The 18,419-nt window shown below is 62.8% G+C and carries 18 protein-coding genes and 1 tRNA gene; 10 read left to right on the top strand and 9 right to left on the bottom strand.

Annotation, left to right across the window (positions count from 1 at the left end; genetic code table 11):
• Positions 1-248: 248 nt before the first annotated feature.
• The 4 genes from FHX11_RS29365 (at position 249) to FHX11_RS29350 (ending at position 2,091) form a co-directional block, all read left to right on the top strand.
• Positions 249-629, top strand: coding sequence for a TIGR02300 family protein (locus FHX11_RS29365; protein ID WP_184364820.1), 381 nt, complete (start codon positions 249-251; stop codon positions 627-629).
• A 151-nt stretch (positions 630-780) separates the two neighbouring features.
• A tRNA-Ala gene (locus FHX11_RS29360) sits at positions 781-856 on the top strand.
• Positions 857-1,042: 186 nt separating this feature from the next.
• Positions 1,043-1,285: a GIY-YIG nuclease family protein gene (locus FHX11_RS29355; protein ID WP_184364818.1), complete on the top strand. Its 243-nt coding sequence runs from the start codon at positions 1,043-1,045 to the stop codon at positions 1,283-1,285.
• 83 nt (positions 1,286-1,368) lie between these two features.
• The gene (locus FHX11_RS29350; protein WP_184364816.1) at positions 1,369-2,091 is read left to right on the top strand and encodes a YoaK family protein; all 723 of its coding nucleotides are present in this window, start codon (positions 1,369-1,371) and stop codon (positions 2,089-2,091) included.
• A gap of 63 nt (positions 2,092-2,154) precedes the next feature.
• Here the strand turns inward: FHX11_RS29350 and FHX11_RS29345 are convergent, their stop codons facing one another.
• A complete protein-coding gene (locus tag FHX11_RS29345; protein ID WP_184364814.1) occupies positions 2,155-2,391 on the bottom strand; it encodes a DUF2798 domain-containing protein in 237 nt (78 codons plus the stop codon).
• A gap of 256 nt (positions 2,392-2,647) precedes the next feature.
• Here FHX11_RS29345 and FHX11_RS29340 point away from each other — a divergent pair, with 256 nt between their 5' ends.
• Positions 2,648-3,439, top strand: a complete 792-nt coding sequence (locus FHX11_RS29340; protein WP_184364812.1) for a YdcF family protein — start codon at positions 2,648-2,650, stop codon at positions 3,437-3,439.
• 83 nt (positions 3,440-3,522) lie between these two features.
• Here FHX11_RS29340 and FHX11_RS29335 read toward each other — a convergent pair whose 3' ends face one another.
• Positions 3,523-3,999, bottom strand: a complete 477-nt coding sequence (locus tag FHX11_RS29335) for a hypothetical protein (RefSeq protein WP_184364810.1) — start codon at positions 3,997-3,999, stop codon at positions 3,523-3,525.
• Positions 4,000-4,243: 244 nt separating this feature from the next.
• Between FHX11_RS29335 and FHX11_RS29330 the strand changes: the two genes are divergently transcribed.
• Entirely contained in the window at positions 4,244-4,879 is a 636-nt protein-coding gene (locus tag FHX11_RS29330) for a trimeric intracellular cation channel family protein (RefSeq protein WP_184364807.1), read from the top strand.
• A gap of 110 nt (positions 4,880-4,989) precedes the next feature.
• Here FHX11_RS29330 and irrA read toward each other — a convergent pair whose 3' ends face one another.
• On the bottom strand, positions 4,990-5,409 hold the full coding sequence (irrA, locus tag FHX11_RS29325) for an iron response transcriptional regulator IrrA (RefSeq protein ID WP_184364805.1): 420 nt from the start codon (positions 5,407-5,409) through the stop codon (positions 4,990-4,992).
• A 297-nt stretch (positions 5,410-5,706) separates the two neighbouring features.
• Between irrA and fabA the strand changes: the two genes are divergently transcribed.
• The 4 genes from fabA (at position 5,707) to FHX11_RS29305 (ending at position 9,809) form a co-directional block, all read left to right on the top strand.
• Entirely contained in the window at positions 5,707-6,222 is a 516-nt protein-coding gene (gene fabA / locus FHX11_RS29320) for a 3-hydroxyacyl-[acyl-carrier-protein] dehydratase FabA (RefSeq protein WP_028754668.1), read from the top strand.
• A gap of 54 nt (positions 6,223-6,276) precedes the next feature.
• On the top strand, positions 6,277-7,500 hold the full coding sequence (gene fabB, locus FHX11_RS29315) for a beta-ketoacyl-ACP synthase I (protein ID WP_184364803.1): 1,224 nt from the start codon (positions 6,277-6,279) through the stop codon (positions 7,498-7,500).
• A gap of 4 nt (positions 7,501-7,504) precedes the next feature.
• A complete protein-coding gene (fabI, locus tag FHX11_RS29310) occupies positions 7,505-8,311 on the top strand; it encodes an enoyl-ACP reductase FabI (protein WP_184364800.1) in 807 nt (268 codons plus the stop codon).
• 286 nt (positions 8,312-8,597) lie between these two features.
• Positions 8,598-9,809 carry an acyltransferase gene (locus FHX11_RS29305; RefSeq protein ID WP_348649752.1) on the top strand — a complete coding sequence of 404 codons (1,212 nt, stop codon included), beginning with the start codon at positions 8,598-8,600 and terminating at the stop codon, positions 9,807-9,809.
• A 30-nt stretch (positions 9,810-9,839) separates the two neighbouring features.
• Here the strand turns inward: FHX11_RS29305 and FHX11_RS29300 are convergent, their stop codons facing one another.
• From FHX11_RS29300 to infB, 6 genes are all read right to left on the bottom strand, one after another.
• On the bottom strand, positions 9,840-10,856 hold the full coding sequence (locus tag FHX11_RS29300) for a class I SAM-dependent methyltransferase (RefSeq protein WP_184364798.1): 1,017 nt from the start codon (positions 10,854-10,856) through the stop codon (positions 9,840-9,842).
• 319 nt (positions 10,857-11,175) lie between these two features.
• A complete protein-coding gene (gene pnp / locus FHX11_RS29295; protein ID WP_184364796.1) occupies positions 11,176-13,314 on the bottom strand; it encodes a polyribonucleotide nucleotidyltransferase in 2,139 nt (712 codons plus the stop codon).
• A 325-nt stretch (positions 13,315-13,639) separates the two neighbouring features.
• The gene (gene rpsO / locus FHX11_RS29290) at positions 13,640-13,909 is read right to left on the bottom strand and encodes a 30S ribosomal protein S15 (protein WP_184364794.1); all 270 of its coding nucleotides are present in this window, start codon (positions 13,907-13,909) and stop codon (positions 13,640-13,642) included.
• A gap of 173 nt (positions 13,910-14,082) precedes the next feature.
• Entirely contained in the window at positions 14,083-15,015 is a 933-nt protein-coding gene (truB, locus tag FHX11_RS29285) for a tRNA pseudouridine(55) synthase TruB (protein WP_184364785.1), read from the bottom strand.
• Between the two features lie 12 nt (positions 15,016-15,027).
• Positions 15,028-15,438 carry a 30S ribosome-binding factor RbfA gene (rbfA, locus tag FHX11_RS29280; RefSeq protein ID WP_184364783.1) on the bottom strand — a complete coding sequence of 137 codons (411 nt, stop codon included), beginning with the start codon at positions 15,436-15,438 and terminating at the stop codon, positions 15,028-15,030.
• Positions 15,439-15,616: 178 nt separating this feature from the next.
• Positions 15,617-18,349 (bottom strand): translation initiation factor IF-2, encoded by a 2,733-nt coding sequence (gene infB, locus FHX11_RS29275; RefSeq protein ID WP_184364781.1) that lies wholly within the window; start codon positions 18,347-18,349, stop codon positions 15,617-15,619.
• Positions 18,350-18,419: the final 70 nt, after the last annotated feature.

The raw sequence follows: 18,419 nt of genomic DNA, 5'->3' as shown, positions 1-18,419 counted from the left end.
TAGGCCGCATTATCGCTGACTTCGGTCCGGTTGCGTCAGCTGACCTGCGGTTCACGCGGGCTCGATAGCACAGAGCCGTTGCCCGGTCATCCTGCAATTGTGGGAAAAACCGCAACGAAGCCATATGAAGTTTGGCTTTGACAGAAAGGGCGGTAACGATTAAGGGGACCGGCTGATGATTTCCCTTAAATACGCCGGTTTCCCCGGCATCGCCGAATTTTCATTCGGCCATTCATGAGGCTTTGACAGTGGCGAAAGCGGAACTTGGAACAAAACGTACCGATCCCGATACCGGCAAGAAGTTCTATGACCTGAACCGGGACCCGGTCGTCTCGCCCTATACCGGCAAGTCCTGGCCCTTGTCCTTCTTCGAGGAAACCTCCGCTTCGAAGGAAGTTCCGGAAGAGGATGAAGTGGCCGAGGTCGATACCGAAAACACGGAAGTCGAACTCGTTTCGCTCGAGGATGCCGACGAGGCTGCCGCCGGCGACGATATTCCGGACATGGGCGACGACGATGTCGAAATCGGCGACGATGACGACGACACCTTCCTCGAAGCCGACGAGGACGAGGATGATGACGACATGAGCGACATCATCGGCGTCACCGGCGACGACGACGACGTTTGATCTGCAGACAATCGGCCCGGTAATTAAGAAAAATTTCCCGGGCCGAATTTTTCGGCTTGCTATCTGTGAAAACCACAAGTAATAAGCCGCCACCCCGACGGGCCAAGCGCTTCGAAGGGACCCAGGGCCGGTCAAACGGCACCACCTTGATGGGGCTATAGCTCAGCTGGGAGAGCGCTTGCATGGCATGCAAGAGGTCAGCGGTTCGATCCCGCTTAGCTCCACCACGCTTCGCCCTTACGGGCTTCGCGTGGCGCAGCCGCGGGAAACCGTTAGGCCGAAGCAGTGCCCGGCATAGCCCGCAGGGCGACGACGGGCTAAAGTCTTAAAATAATTCTCCAACATCAAGCAGCTAAGCGATAAGATCGCGCGATATCCGAATCATCTTGCGTCGATGACGCATCGGGATGCGAATGTGGTATGTTTACATCCTTGAAAGCGTCGATTCGCCTGAGCAGCAATATACTGGGCTGACCTCGGATCTGAGGCAGCGATTGGCCGATCACAATGCGGGCAAGTCCACTCATACGGCGAAATTCGCACCCTGGACCCTGCTTTGGTATTCGGCGTTTTCGGACAAGCATAGGGCGCTGGAGTTCGAGACGTATTTGAAGTCTCACTCCGGACGGGCTTTTGCCAAGAAGAGGTTGGTCTAGGCGCAATTATTTTCGACGGATCGGACTTCCCACCCACTTCATGCTAGCCTCCTCCATCCACGCCAACGCCTTCGATTCGCCCCATGACCAGACAGCGCCGCCGTCGCCTTATCAGGACCCGTCGTACCGTGACGGGGTTCCTTCTTGTCGCCTCGATTTCCTTCATTGCCGGCATGACCGATGCCGTCGGGCTGATGCTGACGGGGAATTTCGTGTCCTTCATGACCGGCAATACGACGCGGGCGGCGATTGCGCTCGGGACGGGGGAGATCGGCCATGCGGCGGTGCTGTTTGCGGCCATCCTGACCTTTATCGGCGGCAATGCGCTGGGCATCGTCGTGGCGCATGCCGCCGACCGGCGGGCTTTCGTGGTGCTCGCCTGCGTCAGCATCGTTCTCGCCTTGGCGGCAGGCTTCGAGACGCCGTCGCTGGTGCTCGTGCAATTCTATCTGGTCGTGCTGGCCATGGGCATGGTCAACGCCACCGTCGAACATATCGAGGGCCTGCCGATCGGATTGACCTATGTCACCGGCGCGCTGTCGCGCTTCGGTCGCGGGCTTGGCCGCTTCATCCTCGGTGACCGCGATTTCCTATGGACGGTGCAGATCGTGCCCTGGAGCGGCATGATCGTCGGCGCCGTCCTCGGCGCGCTGCTGGCGGGAGCCTTCGGGTCGCATGCGCTCTGGCTGGTGTCGATGATTGCGCTCCTGCTCGCGCTCGCCACGCTTTTCATTCCGCGGCCATTGCAGCGCCGGTTCAACCAGCGCTTCACGAACGCCGCTCCGACGGTGCCGCGCTCGAAATAGATATCCCGGCCATCCGACCCTGCGCCCGACGAACCGCTCTTGCGGTCCGCCGGGCAAGGTGGATCACGCTTCGACGATCGCGGCGGTGACGCGGCGAACGAAGGGCAGCAAAAGCAACAGCACCGGGAAGGCGATTGCCCATGACAGCCCCCAGGCGGATGGCCACAGGGCGAATGCCTGCGCCGTCATGCCCTGCGACCGCAGAATGCTGATCGCCGAGACGATGGAGGTCATCAGCAGCGACAGGATGAGCGGCATGACGACCGCGCCGTAATGTTTGGGAAGTTTGCCGTTTGGCATGGTGGATCTCCGTAAGATGCCAATCAGAGCATGTGCGCAGCGCCGATTGACGGGTTGCGCGTTGATTGACGTAAACGCTTACGGAGCTTCGATCTGAAGCAACCCCGTCTCTATGCCGAAAAAGCGCGCGCGGCGCAAGAGCACCGCCGCGACCGAAATAGCCACATTGCAGTGCACAAAAATCTGCTAGGAGAAGACGAATCGTTTTTCGCCGAGGCTCCCTGCGGCCGCGGCTCGACAAGCGCGAGGATAGATCTTGTTCGTTTTTTCCAAACTTGTCTGGATTTTCGGTCAGCCGTTGTCGCTGGCGTTTTTCTTGGGACTGCTGGCCTTCATCGGCGGTCTTTTCCGCCGGCGCTGGCTCGTTCTCGCCTCGTCGCTGCTGTCGGCGCTGATCCTGTTCGTCGCCCTTTATACGAACGCCGGCGCCTATGTCGTGCAGGGCCTGGAGGAGCGCTTTCCGCGTGCGGCGGCAGACCCGGCGGATCTCAAATGCATGATCGTTCTCGGCGGCGCCACCCAGAACCAGGTGACGACGGTGCGCGGCGGCTATGAGCTCGATTCGGCCGGCGACCGCCTGATCGAGGCGCTGCGGCTGGCGCAGAAATATCCGCAGGCGCGCATCGTCGTGTCGGGCGGCGATGGTTCGATCGGCGGCGACTACGAGGGCGATGCCGTCATCTCCGAACGCTTCTTCACGGCGCTCGGCATCGGCAAGGATCGCCTCGTCGAAGACACGACCTCGCGAACCACCTTCGAAAACGCCGTCAATACGAAGGAGCTGCTGGCGCAGAACGGCCTGTCCGGCTGCCTGCTCATCACCTCCGGCTTCCACATGCCGCGCTCGATGGGCATTTTCCGCAAGCAGGGCATTGACGTCGTACCCTGGCCGGTCGATTACCGCAGCACCGGCAAGGAGACGCCGGGCTTCGATTTCACGCAGCCCTCGCTGAACGCGCAGTTGCTCGCGACCGGCGTGCGCGAGTGGATCGGTCTTGCGGGCTATTATGCCGTCGGCCGCACCTCGGCCTTTTATCCCGGACCGTGACTACGTGTCCCGGACCGTAACCACGTGTCCGCGCCGTAACGCGCCCAATCCGGTCGCGACGGCGTGCGAGCGCGCTGCCGGCTCTACTTTTTCGAGATGGTGACGAATTTGACGCCGCGCACACGGACGGTGATCTCGCAGGGATCACCGTCGGTGCGGTCGCAGAAGCGCGGATGCATCTTCATGACCAGCACCATGTTGCCGAAGCGCTGGATGAAATCGTAGCCGTAGATCCGCGCCGTGGCGACCAGCAGATAGCCGCCCTCGGCGACACGGATATAGAAATTATAGGGGCAGCCCTCGTCGGTGCAATCGGGGCCTTTTTCGCCCTTGCAGGTGATCTCGCCTTCGTTGACGACCAGATCCATCAGTTTGTCGTTGTTGATGTCCCGTTCGGTGGCAAAGCCGTCGCCGAAGCTCGCCTGGCCCGCGCAGCGCTTGCTGAAGTGTTCCTTTTCGAAGGCCACCGGGTCCTGCAGGATCGATTGCTGCGCTTGTGCCATGACGGGCATGACGACGAGCGCGATGAGATTCAGGATCACGATCAGCAGGGATTTCACCGGGAGTTCCTCTTCTAGGGCATTTCCGCTTTTCTCCGAATTGCGAAAACGCTCTATCTCTTTGTTGTTACGCAATTCCGGACGGAAAACCGCTGCGCACTTTTCCTGGAACTGCTCTAAAGCGGCACGGGCCGCGAAATTTGCCGCAACCGCTGCGACATCTTTACGCCTGCCTGCTTGCGCGGCCCTTGCCGCCGTGATTCACTCCGGCGAAATTGCTGCCGGCCTTCCGTTGGAGCTCCCGATGTCGCTTCTTTCGTTTCTGGACTATGCCGGCGTCGCCCTCTTCGCCGCGACGGGTGCGCTGGCGGCCTCGCGCAAGCAGCTCGATCTGATCGGCTTCCTGTTCTTCGCCGCGGTCACCGGCACCGGCGGCGGCACGCTGCGCGACATCATCCTCGGTCGCGTGCCGGTCTTCTGGGTGCTGAACCCGACCTATGTCATCATCTGCGCTCTTGTCGGCGTGCTGCTGTTCTTCACCGCGCATCTGTTCGAATCGCGCTACCGGTTGCTGATCTGGCTCGATGCGATCGGCCTGTCGGCCTATTGCGTCATGGGCGCGGCCAAGGGCATGGCGGCGACGGGCTCGCCGACGGTCGCCATCGTCACCGGCGCGCTGACGGCGACTTTCGGCGGTATCCTGCGCGATCTGCTGGCAAACGAGCCTTCGGTGCTGCTGCGGCCGGAAATCTACGTGACCGCCGCCCTCGTCGGCGCCGGCGTCTTCACCGCCGCCAATGCGACGGCGCTGCCGCTCTATGCCTCGGCTGGATTGGGCGTGATCGCAGCTTTCGCCGTGCGCGGCGGCGCGCTCTGGTTCGGCTGGACCTTCCCGACCTATCACCATAAGCCCGGCCGGCATCCCGACGATGTGATGTAGTGGGAGGCAGTAGGCAATGGGCAGTAGAAAAAGGGATGGAAAGGCTTGACCGCCCGAGCGCTCGGCAGTTGCTCGCTACTGCCTACTGCCTACTGCCTACTGCCTACTGCCTACTGCTGCTTGCGGCGCAGGCGAATGACGACGTCGACATGGGCGATTTCCATGCCCTTCGGCGGCTCCGGCAGATTGTTGATCGTCAGATTGCTGATCGGGATATCCAGCACTTCATTGTGTCCTTCGACGAAGAAGTGGTGGTGATCGGAGACGTTGGTATCGAAATAGGTCTTGGCGCTCTCGACGGCGAGCACGCGGATCATGCCGGCTTCGGTGAACTGATGCAGCGTGTTGTAGACGGTGGCGAGCGAGACCGGCACGCCGGCCGCGACCGCTTCCTCGTGCAGTTCTTCGACGGTCAGGTGCCGGTCGCCCTTGGCGAAAAGCAGATCGCCGAGCGCGATGCGCTGTCGGGTCGGCCTCAGGCCGACATTGCGCAGCCTGGTTTCGATCGCGATTTCGGCTTGTTCCGCCATTCAGGGAGCTCCGGATTCCTGATCTCTATAATTCTTTCCTAAGCCATATAACTTTAGCCTTGATTGCTTTCAATAGTTTCAATGGGGCAGGAAGGTGGCTGAAAGCCTTAAAAAACCGGCTTTTGGCGCATTTGCCACTGGTAGCGGCCCTAGCGTTCCTGTATGCGACCACCACATACTGGAAGTGCGCCCGGTCGAACGGCGAAATGAGAGTGCCATGCTTGCGCTTCATTTTCCGTCGATCTTGCACTAAAGCTTCACAATCCATCGGCATCCATGCGGGGGAAACGGAATTTTATGACGACGAGACAGTCCAGCTTCAACTATGAGGAAATCCTGGCCTGCGGCCGCGGCGAATTGTTTGGCCCCGGCAACGCACAGCTTCCCCTGCCGCCGATGCTGATGGTCCATCGCATTACAGATATTTCCGAAACCGGCGGCGCCTTCGACAAGGGCTACATCCGCGCCGAATACGACGTGCGCCCCGACGACTGGTATTTCCCATGCCATTTCGCCGGCAACCCGATCATGCCGGGCTGCCTCGGCCTTGACGGCATGTGGCAGTTGACCGGCTTCTTCCTCGGCTGGCTCGGCGAACCCGGCCGCGGCATGGCGCTGTCCACCGGCGAAGTGAAGTTCAAGGGCATGGTCCGTCCGGACACGAAGCTCCTCGAATACGGCATCGACTTCAAGCGCGTCATGCGCGGCCGCCTGGTTCTGGGCACCGCCGACGGCTGGCTGAAGGCCGACGGCGAGGTCATCTACCAGGCAACGGATCTGCGCGTCGGTCTGTCGAAGGACAAGACTGCCTGAACCGCGGCGCCGCCGCCGCCACAAAGAAGAGATGTTTTAGAAAAGGTCATCGACATGAGACGGGTTGTTGTCACGGGTCTGGGTATCGTTTCATCCATCGGCAACGATGCGCAAGAGGTTGCCGCGTCGTTGCGCGAGGCCAAGTCCGGCATCTCGTTTTCGAACGATTTCGCCGAGCATGGTTTCAAGTGCCAGGTCTGGGGCGCGCCGAAGATCGACGTGACCGAGCTGGTCGACCGCCGCGCCATGCGCTTCCTGTCGCAGGGCGGCGCCTGGAACCATGTCGCCATGAAGCAGGCGCTCGCCGATAGTGGTCTCGAAGAGAGCGATATCAGCAACGAGCGCACCGGCATCATCATGGGCTCGGGCGGCCCCTCGACCCGCACGCTGATCGAAGCCGCCGACATCACCCGCAAGAACAACAGCCCGAAGCGCGTCGGCCCCTTCGCCGTGCCGAAGGCGATGTCGTCGACGGCGTCTGCGACGCTCGCCACCTGGTTCAAGATCTACGGCGTCAACTATTCCATCTCGTCGGCCTGCTCGACCTCGGCGCACTGCATCGGCAATGCCGCCGAGATGATCCAGTGGGGCAAGCAGGACGTCATGTTCGCCGGCGGCCACGAGGATCTCGACTGGACCATGTCGAACCTCTTCGACGCCATGGGCGCCATGTCGTCCAAGTTCAACGAGGATCACCCGGAAACCGCGTCCCGCGCCTATGATGTCAGCCGCGACGGCTTCGTCATCGCCGGCGGCGCCGGCGTGCTGGTGCTCGAGGAGCTTGAACACGCCAAGGCGCGCGGCGCCAAGATCTATGCCGAAATCGTCGGCTATGGCGCCACCTCCGACGGCTACGACATGGTCGCACCATCGGGCGAGGGCGCGGTGCGCTGCATGCGCCAGGCGCTCGCCACCGTGAAGGGCGATGTCGACTACATCAATACGCACGGCACCTCGACGCCGGTCGGCGACAGCAAGGAAATCGGCGCCATCCGCGAGGTTTTCGGAGCCAAGATCCCGCCGATCCAGTCGACCAAGTCGCTGACGGGCCATTCGCTGGGCGCGGCCGGCGTGCAGGAATCGATCTACTCGATCCTGATGATGCAGGACCGCTTCATCGGCGAAAGCGCGCATATCACCGAACTCGATCCGGAATTCGAGGGTGTGCCGGTCGTGCGCAAGCGTATCGACAATGCCAAGATCGACATAGCTCTCTCCAACTCCTTCGGATTCGGCGGCACCAACGCCACGCTCGTATTCCAGCGCTACAACGGATAAAGCAATGACGGGAATCATGCAGGGTAAGCGCGGCCTCATCATGGGCGTCGCAAACAATCATTCCATTGCTTGGGGCATTTCGAAGGCACTCGCGGCCGAAGGCGCGGAACTGGCATTCACCTTCCAGGGCGAAGCGCTCGGCAAGCGCGTCAAGCCGCTCGCCGCCGAAGTCGGTTCGGATTTCCTTCTGCCCTGCGACGTCGAGGATCTCGCCTCGGTCGATTCGGTCTTCGAAGAGATCAAGGCGCGCTGGGGCAAGCTGGATTTCATCGTCCACGCCATCGGCTTTTCCGACAAGAACGAGCTGAAGGGGCTCTACGCCAACACCACGCGGGAAAACTTCACCCGCACCATGGTCATCTCCTGTTTCTCCTTCACCGAGATCGCCAAGCGCGCCGCCGACCTGATGTCGGAGGGCGGCAGCATGTTGACGCTGACCTATAACGGCTCGACGCGCGTCATCCCGAACTACAACGTCATGGGTGTCGCCAAGGCGGCTCTGGAAGCCTCGGTGCGCTATCTCGCCGCCGATTACGGCCCGCGCGGCATCCGCGTCAATGCCGTTTCCGCCGGCCCGATCCGCACGCTCGCCGGCGCCGGCATTTCCGACGCCCGCGCCATCCTGTCGTGGAACCAGCGCAATGCGCCGCTGCGTCGGTCGGTGACCATCGACCAGGTGGGGTCGTCGTCGCTCTACCTGCTTTCCGACCTCTCGGCAGGTGTCACCGGCGAAATCCACTATGTCGACGCCGGCTACAACATCACCTCGATGCCGACGCTGGAAGCGCTGGCCCAGGCCGACGCCGAGTAAGTCTTCATCCGGATTTATCCCTCGCGGCCATCGGCTGCGGGGGATAGGCTTCCGCGGGAGACCACCTGTTCGCCGGGATCTGATCGGTAGTCCGATCCCGTATAAGCGGGCGCAGCGACGACTTTCCACAGCGATTCGCTAAAAATTTACGGAAAATTTAGGTTAATTTTATCCTTCCAGGCGCCGCTCATTACGCGCCGGGATAAATCCGCTACAACCCTCTCGTTCAAGACATCTCCTGCATCGTCATCGCCGCGCTTGTTAACCATTTACGGGAACCCCAGCCGTGAACACCGTTGATATTGCCGATTCCCAGGCGCTTGCGCCGTCGAAGAAGAGTGCCTACTCCGATGTGGCGGTCGCCACCGGCTCCAGGGCAGGCGGGCCGGATATGCTGCGCTCGCTGGCGATCCTGCTGGTCATGCTGGTGCACCTGCCCATCGAGGCGACGCCGGGCGTGCTGGTCGGGATCCGGTCCTATGGCTGGATCGGCGTCGATATCTTCTTCGTCTTGAGCGGCTATCTCATCGGTACCCAGCTTTTGGGCGAGGTGGCGCGTCACGGCCGCGTCGATCTGAAATCCTTCTATCTGCGCCGCGCCTTCCGCATCCTGCCGGCCTTCTTCGTGGTGCTGGCTGCCTATGCTTTGTTCCCGGTGCTGCGCGATGCGCCGGCCATGCAGCCGGTCTGGCGGTTTGCGACCTTCACCGTCAATTTCGGGCTCGATCCGCGCTATGGCGGCACCTTCACCGAAGCCTGGTCGCTGAGCGTCGAGGAGCATTTCTATCTGGTTCTGCCGCTGCTGGCGCTCCTGCTTTACAAGCGCGCCACGCCTGCAACCGTGCTCGCTCTGGCCGGGACGCTGCTGGCGGCCGGCGTGCTTCTGCGCTACGCGCTCTGGCAAGGCGAGGTGGGTGCCCTTGCCGATGCCGGGACGTATCGGGAGGCTTTCGCCGCCTATCTGCGCGAGGTCTATTACCCGACCTATAACCGGCTGGACGGGCTGATGTTCGGCGTGCTTCTGGCGGCGGCGAGGCTGTTCCGGCCGGAACTGTGGCGGCGATATCTGCCGATCCCCGTCTCGCTCGGTTTCGGCGCAGTCCTCGTCATCGCCGCTCTTCTCGCCTTTTCCCATCGCGGCGCGTTCGCCGGCGCGGACCTGCCGCTGGTGGCGCAATCCCTCGTCGGCTCCGTCGCGGGTTTCCCGTTACTCTCGGCCGGCGTGGCGCTGGTGCTCGGCGGCATGCTGGATCTGGAGCGGGCATTCGGAGGCTGGCGCTTTGCCGGCGCCACCGCGGTCGCGACCTTGTCCTACAGCCTCTATCTCACCCACAAGGGCGTCTATCACCTCGACAAGATGATTTTCGGCAAGGAGAACCTGCTGGGGCTGTCGGGCTTCGTGGTCTATTTCGCCACCTGCTTCATCGTCGCGACGGCGCTGTGGTTTCTGGTGGAGAAAACCTTCCTGCGCCTTCGCGATCGATATGTGCATCGCTGATACCAAGGCACCTGCCCAACAGGCTCGCGCTTACTTCTTGGCCCACAGAACCTTGAAGCGGGCATTGCGGCAGGCCTCGCCATGCTCGCGGAAATTCTCCGCCAGCACCGGCTCATAGGGCAGGCCGCGATTGGCGACCAGCATCAGCCGGCCGCCGCCGCGCAGCGCTGAGGCCGCGGTCTTGATCATCGCCTGGCCGAGCGAAGGCTCGGCGGCATGGCCTTCATGGAAGGGCGGGTTCATGATGATCAGATCGTATTTTTCCTTGACCGGCTCGCTGGCCAGATCGTGCCAGAAGAAGCGCTGGGCGACCTTCGGGCAGTTTTCCAGCAGATTGGCCCTGGCGGCTTCCAGCGCGTCATAATGGGCCTCGTAGAGGTCCAGACGCGCAATCCCCGGTGACCGGGTCGCCAGTTCCACCGAGAGATAGCCCCAGCCGGCGCCGAAATCGGCGGCGTCGCCGGAAAAATCGCTCGGCAGGCGCGAGGCCAGCAGTTCCGAGCCGGCATCGATGCGGTCATGCGAGAACATCCCCGCCGCCGTGGTGAAGCGTCCGTCGACGCGGGCGGCCGGCTTGATCAGCTGCGAGGCCAGCGCATCGCCGTCGGAGGGGCGGGTGAACCAGAAGGCGACGCCGTGATATTTCGGCATGTGCTCGACATCGAGCCCGAGACCTTCCACCCGCTTGCGCAGCGGCTGGATGCCGTCTTCCTTGCCGCCGGCGACGACGATCAGCCCGCCCGCCTTCACGCGCATCAGTGCTTCGGCGATATGAGCCTCGTTCTCGCCCTTGTGTTTGGTGGAGAGCACCAGCGCACCGTCAAAGTCGCCGCCTTCGATCTGTGGCGTCACATTGATGCGCTGCGCCTGAAGCTGGCGAAAGAAGGGGCGGAAACCCTGGACGGCGGCAAGATCGCCGGCAAAGCCCTGCGGCAGCGAAAAGCCCGCTTCCGCGCCGAGAAACAGGATGCGCTCGCCTTCGCCGGGTGGGGTGACGGTGCCGGAGGCAAAGGGATGGAACAGGGTTTTCAGGGCATCGCGGCTCATGGGCGGGGTCTCGTCGTGGGAAGTGGACTTGGATCGTCGGATATGCGCGTCTTTATCGTAACCTCGTGCTTGCCCCTCACCCTAACCCTCTCCCCGTTGGGACGGGGAGAGGGGACGACGGCGCAAGACAACATGCCCAATTTAACGAAGGGCGATTATCGAGCACGATCATGTCCCCCCTCCCCGCCTATGCGGGGAGAGGGCTAGGGTGAGGGGCCGGGCACATAGTTTCAGCAAAAGCAGGCGGGACCGGCGGCATTCAATATAAAAAGGGCGCGGAAACGAATCCCGCGCCCCGGAACCTGGATGAAGGCGCAGCTTATTCGGCCGCGTCGTCCTTCTTCTTGTCGGCGGCGATTTCCTGGCCGGTCGTCTGGTCGACGACCTTCATGGACAGGCGGACCTTGCCGCGTTCGTCGAAGCCGAGGAGCTTGACCCAGACCTTGTCGCCTTCCTTGACGACGTCCTGCGTCTTGGCAACGCGCTCGGAAGCGAGCTGCGAGATGTGGACGAGGCCGTCGCGGGCGCCGAAGAAGTTGACGAAAGCGCCGAAGTCAGCGGTCTTGACGACCGTGCCTTCGTAGATCTGGCCGACTTCCGGCTCGGCGACGATCGAGTGGATCCACTTGCGGGCCGCTTCGATTTCCTTGCCGGAGGACGAGGCGATCTTGACGGTGCCGTCGTCTTCGATGTTGATCTTCGCGCCGGTCTTTTCGACGATTTCGCGGATGACCTTGCCGCCGGAGCCGATGACTTCACGGATCTTGTCGACCGGGATGTTCATGACTTCGATGCGCGGTGCGAATTCGCCGAGCTGGCCGCGGCTTTCGGTGATTGCCTTGGCCATTTCGCCGAGGATGTGGGTGCGACCGCCCTGTGCCTGGCCGAGAGCGACCTTCATGATCTCTTCGGTGATACCGGCGATCTTGATGTCCATCTGCAGCGAGGTGATGCCGTCGGCAGTGCCGGCGACCTTGAAGTCCATGTCGCCGAGGTGATCTTCGTCACCGAGAATGTCGGAGAGAACGGCGAAGCGATCGCCTTCCAGGATCAGACCCATGGCGATGCCGGCAACCGGCTTGGCCAGCGGAACGCCGGCGTCCATCAGGGCGAGCGAGGTGCCGCAAACCGTCGCCATCGAGGACGAGCCGTTGGACTCGGTGATCTCGGAGACGACGCGCAGCGTGTAGGGGAACTGTTCCGCCGTCGGCAGCATCGGGCGGATAGCGCGCCATGCGAGCTTGCCGTGACCGATTTCGCGACGACCCGGGGAACCCATGCGGCCGGTTTCGCCAACCGAGTAGGGCGGGAAGTTGTAATGGAGCAGGAAGCGCTCCTTGTACATGCCCGTCAGGCTGTCGACATACTGTTCGTCTTCGCCGGTGCCGAGCGTGGCAACGACGATCGCCTGCGTTTCACCGCGGGTAAACAGCGCCGAACCGTGCGTGCGCGGCAGAAGGCCGACTTCCGAGACGATCGGGCGAACGGTCGACAGGTCGCGACCGTCGATACGGCTTGATGTGTCGAGGATGTTCCAGCGAACGATCTTGGCCTGCAGGTGCTTGAAGATGGCGCCGACTTCTTCGGCGGTGTACTTGGCTTCGCCTTCGGCCGGCAGGAAGTGTGCCTTGACCTTCGCCTTGACGGCATCGACGGCGGCGTAGCGATCGGCCTTCTGGGTGATCTTGTAGGCGTCGCGCAGGTCTGCCTCGGCAAGGCCGAGCATCTCGGCTTCGAGAGCGGAATAGTCTTCCGGCTGGAAGTCGCGGGGCTCCTTGGCGGCGACTTCAGCGAGCTTGATGATCGCGTCGATGACCGGCTGGAAGCCGCGATGACCGAACATGACGGCGCCGAGCATGACGTCTTCGGGCAATTCCTTGGCTTCGGATTCGACCATCAGCACGGCGTCCTGCGTGCCGGCGACGACGAGGTCGAGGCTCGATTCGTCCATCTCGTCGAGATGCGGGTTGAGGACGTATTCGCCGTTGATGTAACCGACGCGAGCGCCGCCGACCGGGCCCATGAACGGAACGCCGGAGAGCGTCAGGGCTGCCGAGGTGGCAACCATCGACAGGATGTCGGGATTGTTTTCCAGGTCATGCTGGATGACAGTGACGACGACCTGCGTGTCGTTCTTGTAGCCTTCCGGGAAGAGCGGGCGGATCGGGCGATCGATCAGGCGGGAAACGAGGGTCTCGTTTTCGCTCGGACGTCCCTCGCGCTTGAAGTAGCCGCCGGGGATCTTGCCGGCCGCGTAGGTCTTTTCCTGGTAGTTGACGGTGAGCGGGAAGAAGTCCTGGCCCGGCTTCGGTGCCTTGGCGGAAACGACGGTGGCCAGAACCACGGTCTCGCCGTAGGTGGCGACGACGGCGCCATCGGCCTGGCGGGCGATCTTGCCGGTTTCGAGCTTCAGCGGGCGGCCTGCCCACTCGATTTCGACGGTATGGATATCGAACATATCTTGTCCTTGCGTGATGCGGGAAAAGGCGCCCTCGCCATCAATCGGCAAGGCGCATCTTCAACCGCACGAAATGTGACGCATCACGGGCAAGACAACGAGAGGCTTTCGAAGATCGGCCGAAGCGCGAGGCTTCGGCTGAAAGCATCCGGCAATCCTGCCCCATGACAGGTCAACGGTTGTAATGGGCAGAACCGGCCCATCCGGTCTGCCGACTGCCTCACATCGCGCAAACGAAACGCGCGACGGAAACAAGCTTGGCGGGTTTCAAACCCTTGATAGGCATCCGGCGGACGTTCATGCGAACGCCCGCCGGAAAAAGCGATTAGCGACGGATACCGAGGCTGGTGATCAGCTTGGTATAACGGGCTTCGTCCTTCTTCTTGAGGTAGTCAAGAAGCGAGCGCCGGCTGGAGACCATGGTCAGGAGGCCACGACGGGAGTGGTTGTCCTTCTTGTGGTCCTTGAAGTGGTCCGTGAGGTTGTTGATGCGCTCGGTCAGGATCGCAACCTGGACTTCCGGAGAACCGGTGTCGCCTTCGACGGTCGCGTATTCCTTGATCAGCGCAGCCTTGCGCTCAGCAGTGATCGACATCGGATGGTCCTTTCTATGAAGAGGAAATAAAGTCGCCAAACGCCGGGATGTCGTCCAGCATTGGCCGCGAATGCAATCGGGCAGGCCCGATGCTGGCGCTGCCTATAGACTATTTAAGGTGCGAAGGGAAGAGACTCAGTTTTACCTTCGCCCCGAGGGGGCGAAGGCACCTTTTACACAAACACCCGCTTGGGGCGGAATTCGCCCTGGCCGATCTCGCCGATGGCGATCAGCTTGCCGCGCGCCGTCACATAGGCCTCGCTTTCGGCGACCGGCGCGTCGCGGCCGCGCACGAGGATGGGGTTGCCCATCTTCAGGCGATGCGCCTGGTCGTCGTTGACGACGAGATGCGGCAGCGACGACAGCGCCTCGGCCGTATCGATCAGCAAGGCATCCAGGGCGGCGAGACGCTCATCCGCGTCCTCGATCGCCTCGAGCGCCACCAGATCGGCGAGCGGCACCATGGTTTCCTCGGCGAAGGGTGCGACGAAGCTGCGGCGCAGGCCGGAAATATGGCCGTAGCAGCCGAGCTCGCGGCCGAAGTCGCGGGCGAGCGCCCGGACATAGGTGCCCTTGCCGCATTCCACCTCGAAATGCGCCGTGTTGGCGTCCGGACAGGCGAGCAGCGTCAGGCGGAAGATTTCGACCTCACGCGAGGGGATTTCGACCGCTTCGCCGTCGCGGGCAAGATCGTAGGCGCGTTCGCCTGATATCTTGATGGCGGAAAACTGCGGCGGGATCTGGCTGATGACGCCGGTATATTTCGGCAGCAGCGCGCGGATGTCCTCTTCGCCCGGACGCTTGTCGGAGCGCTGCGTCACCTCGCCCTCGAGGTCGTCCGTGGCGCGTTCCTCGCCCCAGGTGACGGTGAATTCATAGATCTTGCGGCCGTCCATGACATAGGGAACGGTCTTGGTGGCGTCGCCGAGCGCGATCGGCAGCATGCCGGAGGCAAGCGGATCGAGCGTGCCGGCATGGCCGGCCTTCTGCGCCTTGAACAGCCACTTGATCTTGGAAACGGCCTCGGTCGAGCCGAAATCCACCGGCTTGTCGAGGATCAGCCAGCCGGAAATCGGGCGGCCTTTGGGCTTGCGTGGTTTGGACATTGCCTGTCTCTGTTATTGATCTTGATCGTTGTCGTCTTCGAGATCGCGGCTCACCTCGGGCGAGCGCAGCAGTGCATCGATCTTCTTGTAATTGTCGAAGCTGGTATCGTCGCGGAAGCGGACTTCCGGCATGTATTTCATCTGCCGGAGCTGCGGACCGAGACGGCCGCGAATGTACTTCGCATGGCGATTGAGCGTGTCGATGACGGTCTGGTGATCGCTGACGCCGAGCGGCGTCACATAGGCGGTGGCGATCTTCAGGTCCGGCGACATCCGCACTTCGGAAATGGAGATCACGGTGCGCTCGATCAGGTCGTCGCGCACTTCACCGCGCTGCAGGACCTGCGTGATCGCGGCGCGCACCTGTTCGCCGACGCGCAGCATGCGCTGCGAGGGCGCGGAGGAGGTTGGTCTTGTTGCCATTGGCTTTGGTTCCTAGAGCGGTTCAGCTCTTCCTGAGAAACGTTGGACCGCTCTATCTTCGTGTTTTGACGCAATTCCGGACGGAAAACCGCTGCGCAGTTTTCCTGGAATGGCTCTAAAGGTTCGGGCGCCGGACTGCATGTTCCGGCGCCCGTCCCATCGTTTAAACTTTATGACCTTACAGCGTGCGCGTGATGTGTTCGACGCGGAAGCATTCGATCGTATCGCCGGCGCGGATGTCTTCGTAGTTTTCGAAGGCCATGCCGCATTCCTGGCCCATGTTGACTTCCGAGACTTCGTCCTTGAAGCGCTTGAGCGTCTTGAGCTTGCCTTCGTGGATGACGACGTTGTCGCGCACCAGGCGGACGCCGACGCCACGCTCGACCTTGCCTTCGGTGACGCGGCAACCCGCGACCTTGCCGACCTTCGTGATGTTGAACACCTCGAGGATCTCGGCATTGCCGAGGAAGGTCTCGCGCCGTTCCGGAGAGAGCAGGCCCGACATCGCCGCCTTCACGTCATCCACGAGGTCGTAGATGATGTTGTAGTAGCGGATCTCGATGCCTTCGCGCTCGGACAGCGTGCGAGCCTGGGCATTGGCGCGGACGTTGAAGCCGATGATCGCCGCGTCGGACGCGCCGGCCAGCGAAATATCGGATTCGGTGATGCCGCCGACGCCGGAATGGACGATGCGGGCACGAACTTCGTCGGTACCGAGCTTCTCCAGCGCGCCGGCAATGGCTTCGATCGAGCCCTGCACGTCGCCCTTGATGACCAGCGGGAATTCCTTGACGCCCGTGCTCTGCAGCTGCGTCATCATCTGTTCCAGCGAGCCGCGCTGGCCAGACTGGCGGGCAGCCGCCTTGTCGCGGGTGAGACGCTGGCGATATTCGGAAATCTCGCGGGCGCGGCTTTCGCTTTCGACGACGGCGAACTTGTCGCCGGCCTGCGGTGCGCCGGAAAGACCGAGCACCTCGACCGGCATGGCCGGACCCGCTTCCTTGACATGCTCGCCCTTGTCGTTGACCAGAGCGCGCACGCGGCCCCACTGATCGCCGGCGACGACGATCTGGCCCGGACGCAGCGTGCCCTTCTGGACGAGAACGGTGGCAACGGAGCCGCGGCCGCGATCGAGCTGGGCTTCGATGACCGTGCCTTCGGCCGTGCGGTTCGGATTGGCCTTGAGATCAAGGATTTCCGCCTGCAGCAGGATGGCTTCGAGCAGCTTGTCGAGGTTGACGCGGTTCTTGGCGGAGACTTCGACGTCAAGCACTTCACCGCCCATCGATTCGACGAAGACTTCATGCTGCAGGAGTTCCGTGCGGACCTTCTGCGGATTGGCTTCGTGCTTGTCGATCTTGTTGATCGCCACGATGATCGGAACACCCGCCGCCTTGGCATGGTTGATCGATTCGATCGTCTGCGGCATCACGCTGTCGTCGGCCGCGACCACCAGGATGGCGATATCGGTTGCCTGGGCGCCGCGAGCGCGCATCGCCGTGAAGGCGGCGTGGCCGGGCGTGTCGATGAAGGTGATCTTCTGACCGTTCTGCTCGACCTGATAGGCGCCGATATGCTGGGTGATGCCACCGGCTTCGCCGGCGACCACGTTGGCATGGCGGATGGCGTCGAGCAGCGAGGTCTTGCCGTGGTCGACGTGGCCCATGATGGTGACGACCGGCGGACGCGAAACCAGTTCGCCTTCCTCGTCGGCAACGTTGAAGATGCCCTGTTCGACGTCGGATTCCGATACGCGCTTGACCGTATGGCCGAATTCGCCGGCGATGAGCTCGGCCAGGTCGGCGTCGATGATGTCGCCGGGCTTCATCATCTGGCCTTCCTTCATCAGGTACTTGATGACGTCGACGGCGCGTTCGGACATGCGCTGCGACAGTTCCTGAATGGTGATGGTTTCCGGCAGCACGACTTCACGCGAGATCTTCTCGCGCGTTTCCTGCATCTGGCTGCGGCGGAACTTCTCCTGGCGGCGGCGCATGGCCGACAGCGAGCGACCACGGGCATTGCCGTCTTCGTCGACATCGGCCGTCGTCACCGTCAGCTTGCCGCGACGGCGGTCGTCCTCCGTCTTCGGGCGGGTGGTGACCGGCTTTGCCGGTTCCGGCCGCACGAGCTTGCCGCGCGCCGGAGCGCCGCGCGCAGGACCGCGATCATCGTCTTCCTGATTGACCCGGCGGCGGTTGCCGGGGGCTTCGACAGCGGCTGCGCCGGGACGTGCCGCCTGCGGCGCCGCATCCGGGCGACGGGCAACGACGGGAGCGGCTGCCGGCTGTGCGGCGGGCTTCGGCGCCTCCGCCTGGGTTTCGGCGACGGGCGTGGGCGCCGCGGTCTTGGCTTCGGCGGCACGGGCGGCCTCTTCGGCGGCGCGGCGGGCAGCTTCGGCCTGCTCGGCGATCACGCGGGCAGCTTCTTCCTCGGCACGGCGTGCCTCTTCCTCGGCGCGGCGGATCGCATCGGCGGCGTCACGGGCCTGGGCTTCGGCGAGCGCGCGGCGGCGGGCGTCCATTTCGCCGGCCGACAAATGGTTCAGGACCACCGGCCGCGAGGAACGCTCCTGCTGCGGGCGCTGCTGATTGCCCTGGTTGGACTGCTGCGGACGCTGCTGCTGGCCGCCTGGCTGATGAATGCGCGGAGCCGGCTGCGGCGGGCGCGGCGGCTGCGGTGTCGGTTCGGCGACACGCGTCACGGATGCCGTGACGGGGGCGGCCGTTATCGTCGGCTTTTCGTCTTCAGGGCGCAGCGGGCGGCGTTTGCGTGTCTCGACCACGACCGCCTTGGTGCGACCGCGGCCCATGTCCTGGCGCACGGTGCCCTGGTTCACGCCTGAGGGCTTCAAGGTGAGGGTCTTCTTACCCGAAACACTTAGCGTCTTGTCGTCTTGATTGTCGGTCATTCCGTTCCCGTTCCTTCGGACAGGGCACGGAATCGTCCGTCAGACCCTGTCGTTCAATGCATGTACCTTA

This window comes from Rhizobium sp. BK602, assembly GCF_014195095.1.
In the GTDB taxonomy this organism is placed as follows: Bacteria; Pseudomonadota; Alphaproteobacteria; order Rhizobiales; family Rhizobiaceae; genus Rhizobium.
This window is presented reverse-complemented; position numbering and strand designations above follow the sequence as displayed.

Excerpts from the sequence above, each read along its gene's own strand:
- FHX11_RS29330 (WP_184364807.1), top strand. The coding sequence starts at position 4,244 with ATGTCGCTTCTTTCGTTTCTGGACTATGCCGGCGTCGCCCTCTTCGCC.
- pnp (WP_184364796.1), bottom strand. The coding sequence starts at position 13,314 with ATGTTCGATATCCATACCGTCGAAATCGAGTGGGCAGGCCGCCCGCTG.
- FHX11_RS29345 (WP_184364814.1), bottom strand. The coding sequence starts at position 2,391 with ATGCCAAACGGCAAACTTCCCAAACATTACGGCGCGGTCGTCATGCCG.
- FHX11_RS29355 (WP_184364818.1), top strand. The coding sequence starts at position 1,043 with ATGTGGTATGTTTACATCCTTGAAAGCGTCGATTCGCCTGAGCAGCAA.
- rbfA (WP_184364783.1), bottom strand. The coding sequence starts at position 15,438 with ATGGCAACAAGACCAACCTCCTCCGCGCCCTCGCAGCGCATGCTGCGC.
- fabB (WP_184364803.1), top strand. The coding sequence starts at position 6,277 with ATGAGACGGGTTGTTGTCACGGGTCTGGGTATCGTTTCATCCATCGGC.
- fabA (WP_028754668.1), top strand. The coding sequence starts at position 5,707 with ATGACGACGAGACAGTCCAGCTTCAACTATGAGGAAATCCTGGCCTGC.
- truB (WP_184364785.1), bottom strand. The coding sequence starts at position 15,015 with ATGTCCAAACCACGCAAGCCCAAAGGCCGCCCGATTTCCGGCTGGCTG.
- irrA (WP_184364805.1), bottom strand. The coding sequence starts at position 5,409 with ATGGCGGAACAAGCCGAAATCGCGATCGAAACCAGGCTGCGCAATGTC.
- FHX11_RS29350 (WP_184364816.1), top strand. The coding sequence starts at position 1,369 with ATGACCAGACAGCGCCGCCGTCGCCTTATCAGGACCCGTCGTACCGTG.
- fabI (WP_184364800.1), top strand. The coding sequence starts at position 7,505 with ATGACGGGAATCATGCAGGGTAAGCGCGGCCTCATCATGGGCGTCGCA.
- rpsO (WP_184364794.1), bottom strand. The coding sequence starts at position 13,909 with ATGTCGATCACTGCTGAGCGCAAGGCTGCGCTGATCAAGGAATACGCG.
- infB (WP_184364781.1), bottom strand. The coding sequence starts at position 18,349 with ATGACCGACAATCAAGACGACAAGACGCTAAGTGTTTCGGGTAAGAAG.
- FHX11_RS29300 (WP_184364798.1), bottom strand. The coding sequence starts at position 10,856 with ATGAGCCGCGATGCCCTGAAAACCCTGTTCCATCCCTTTGCCTCCGGC.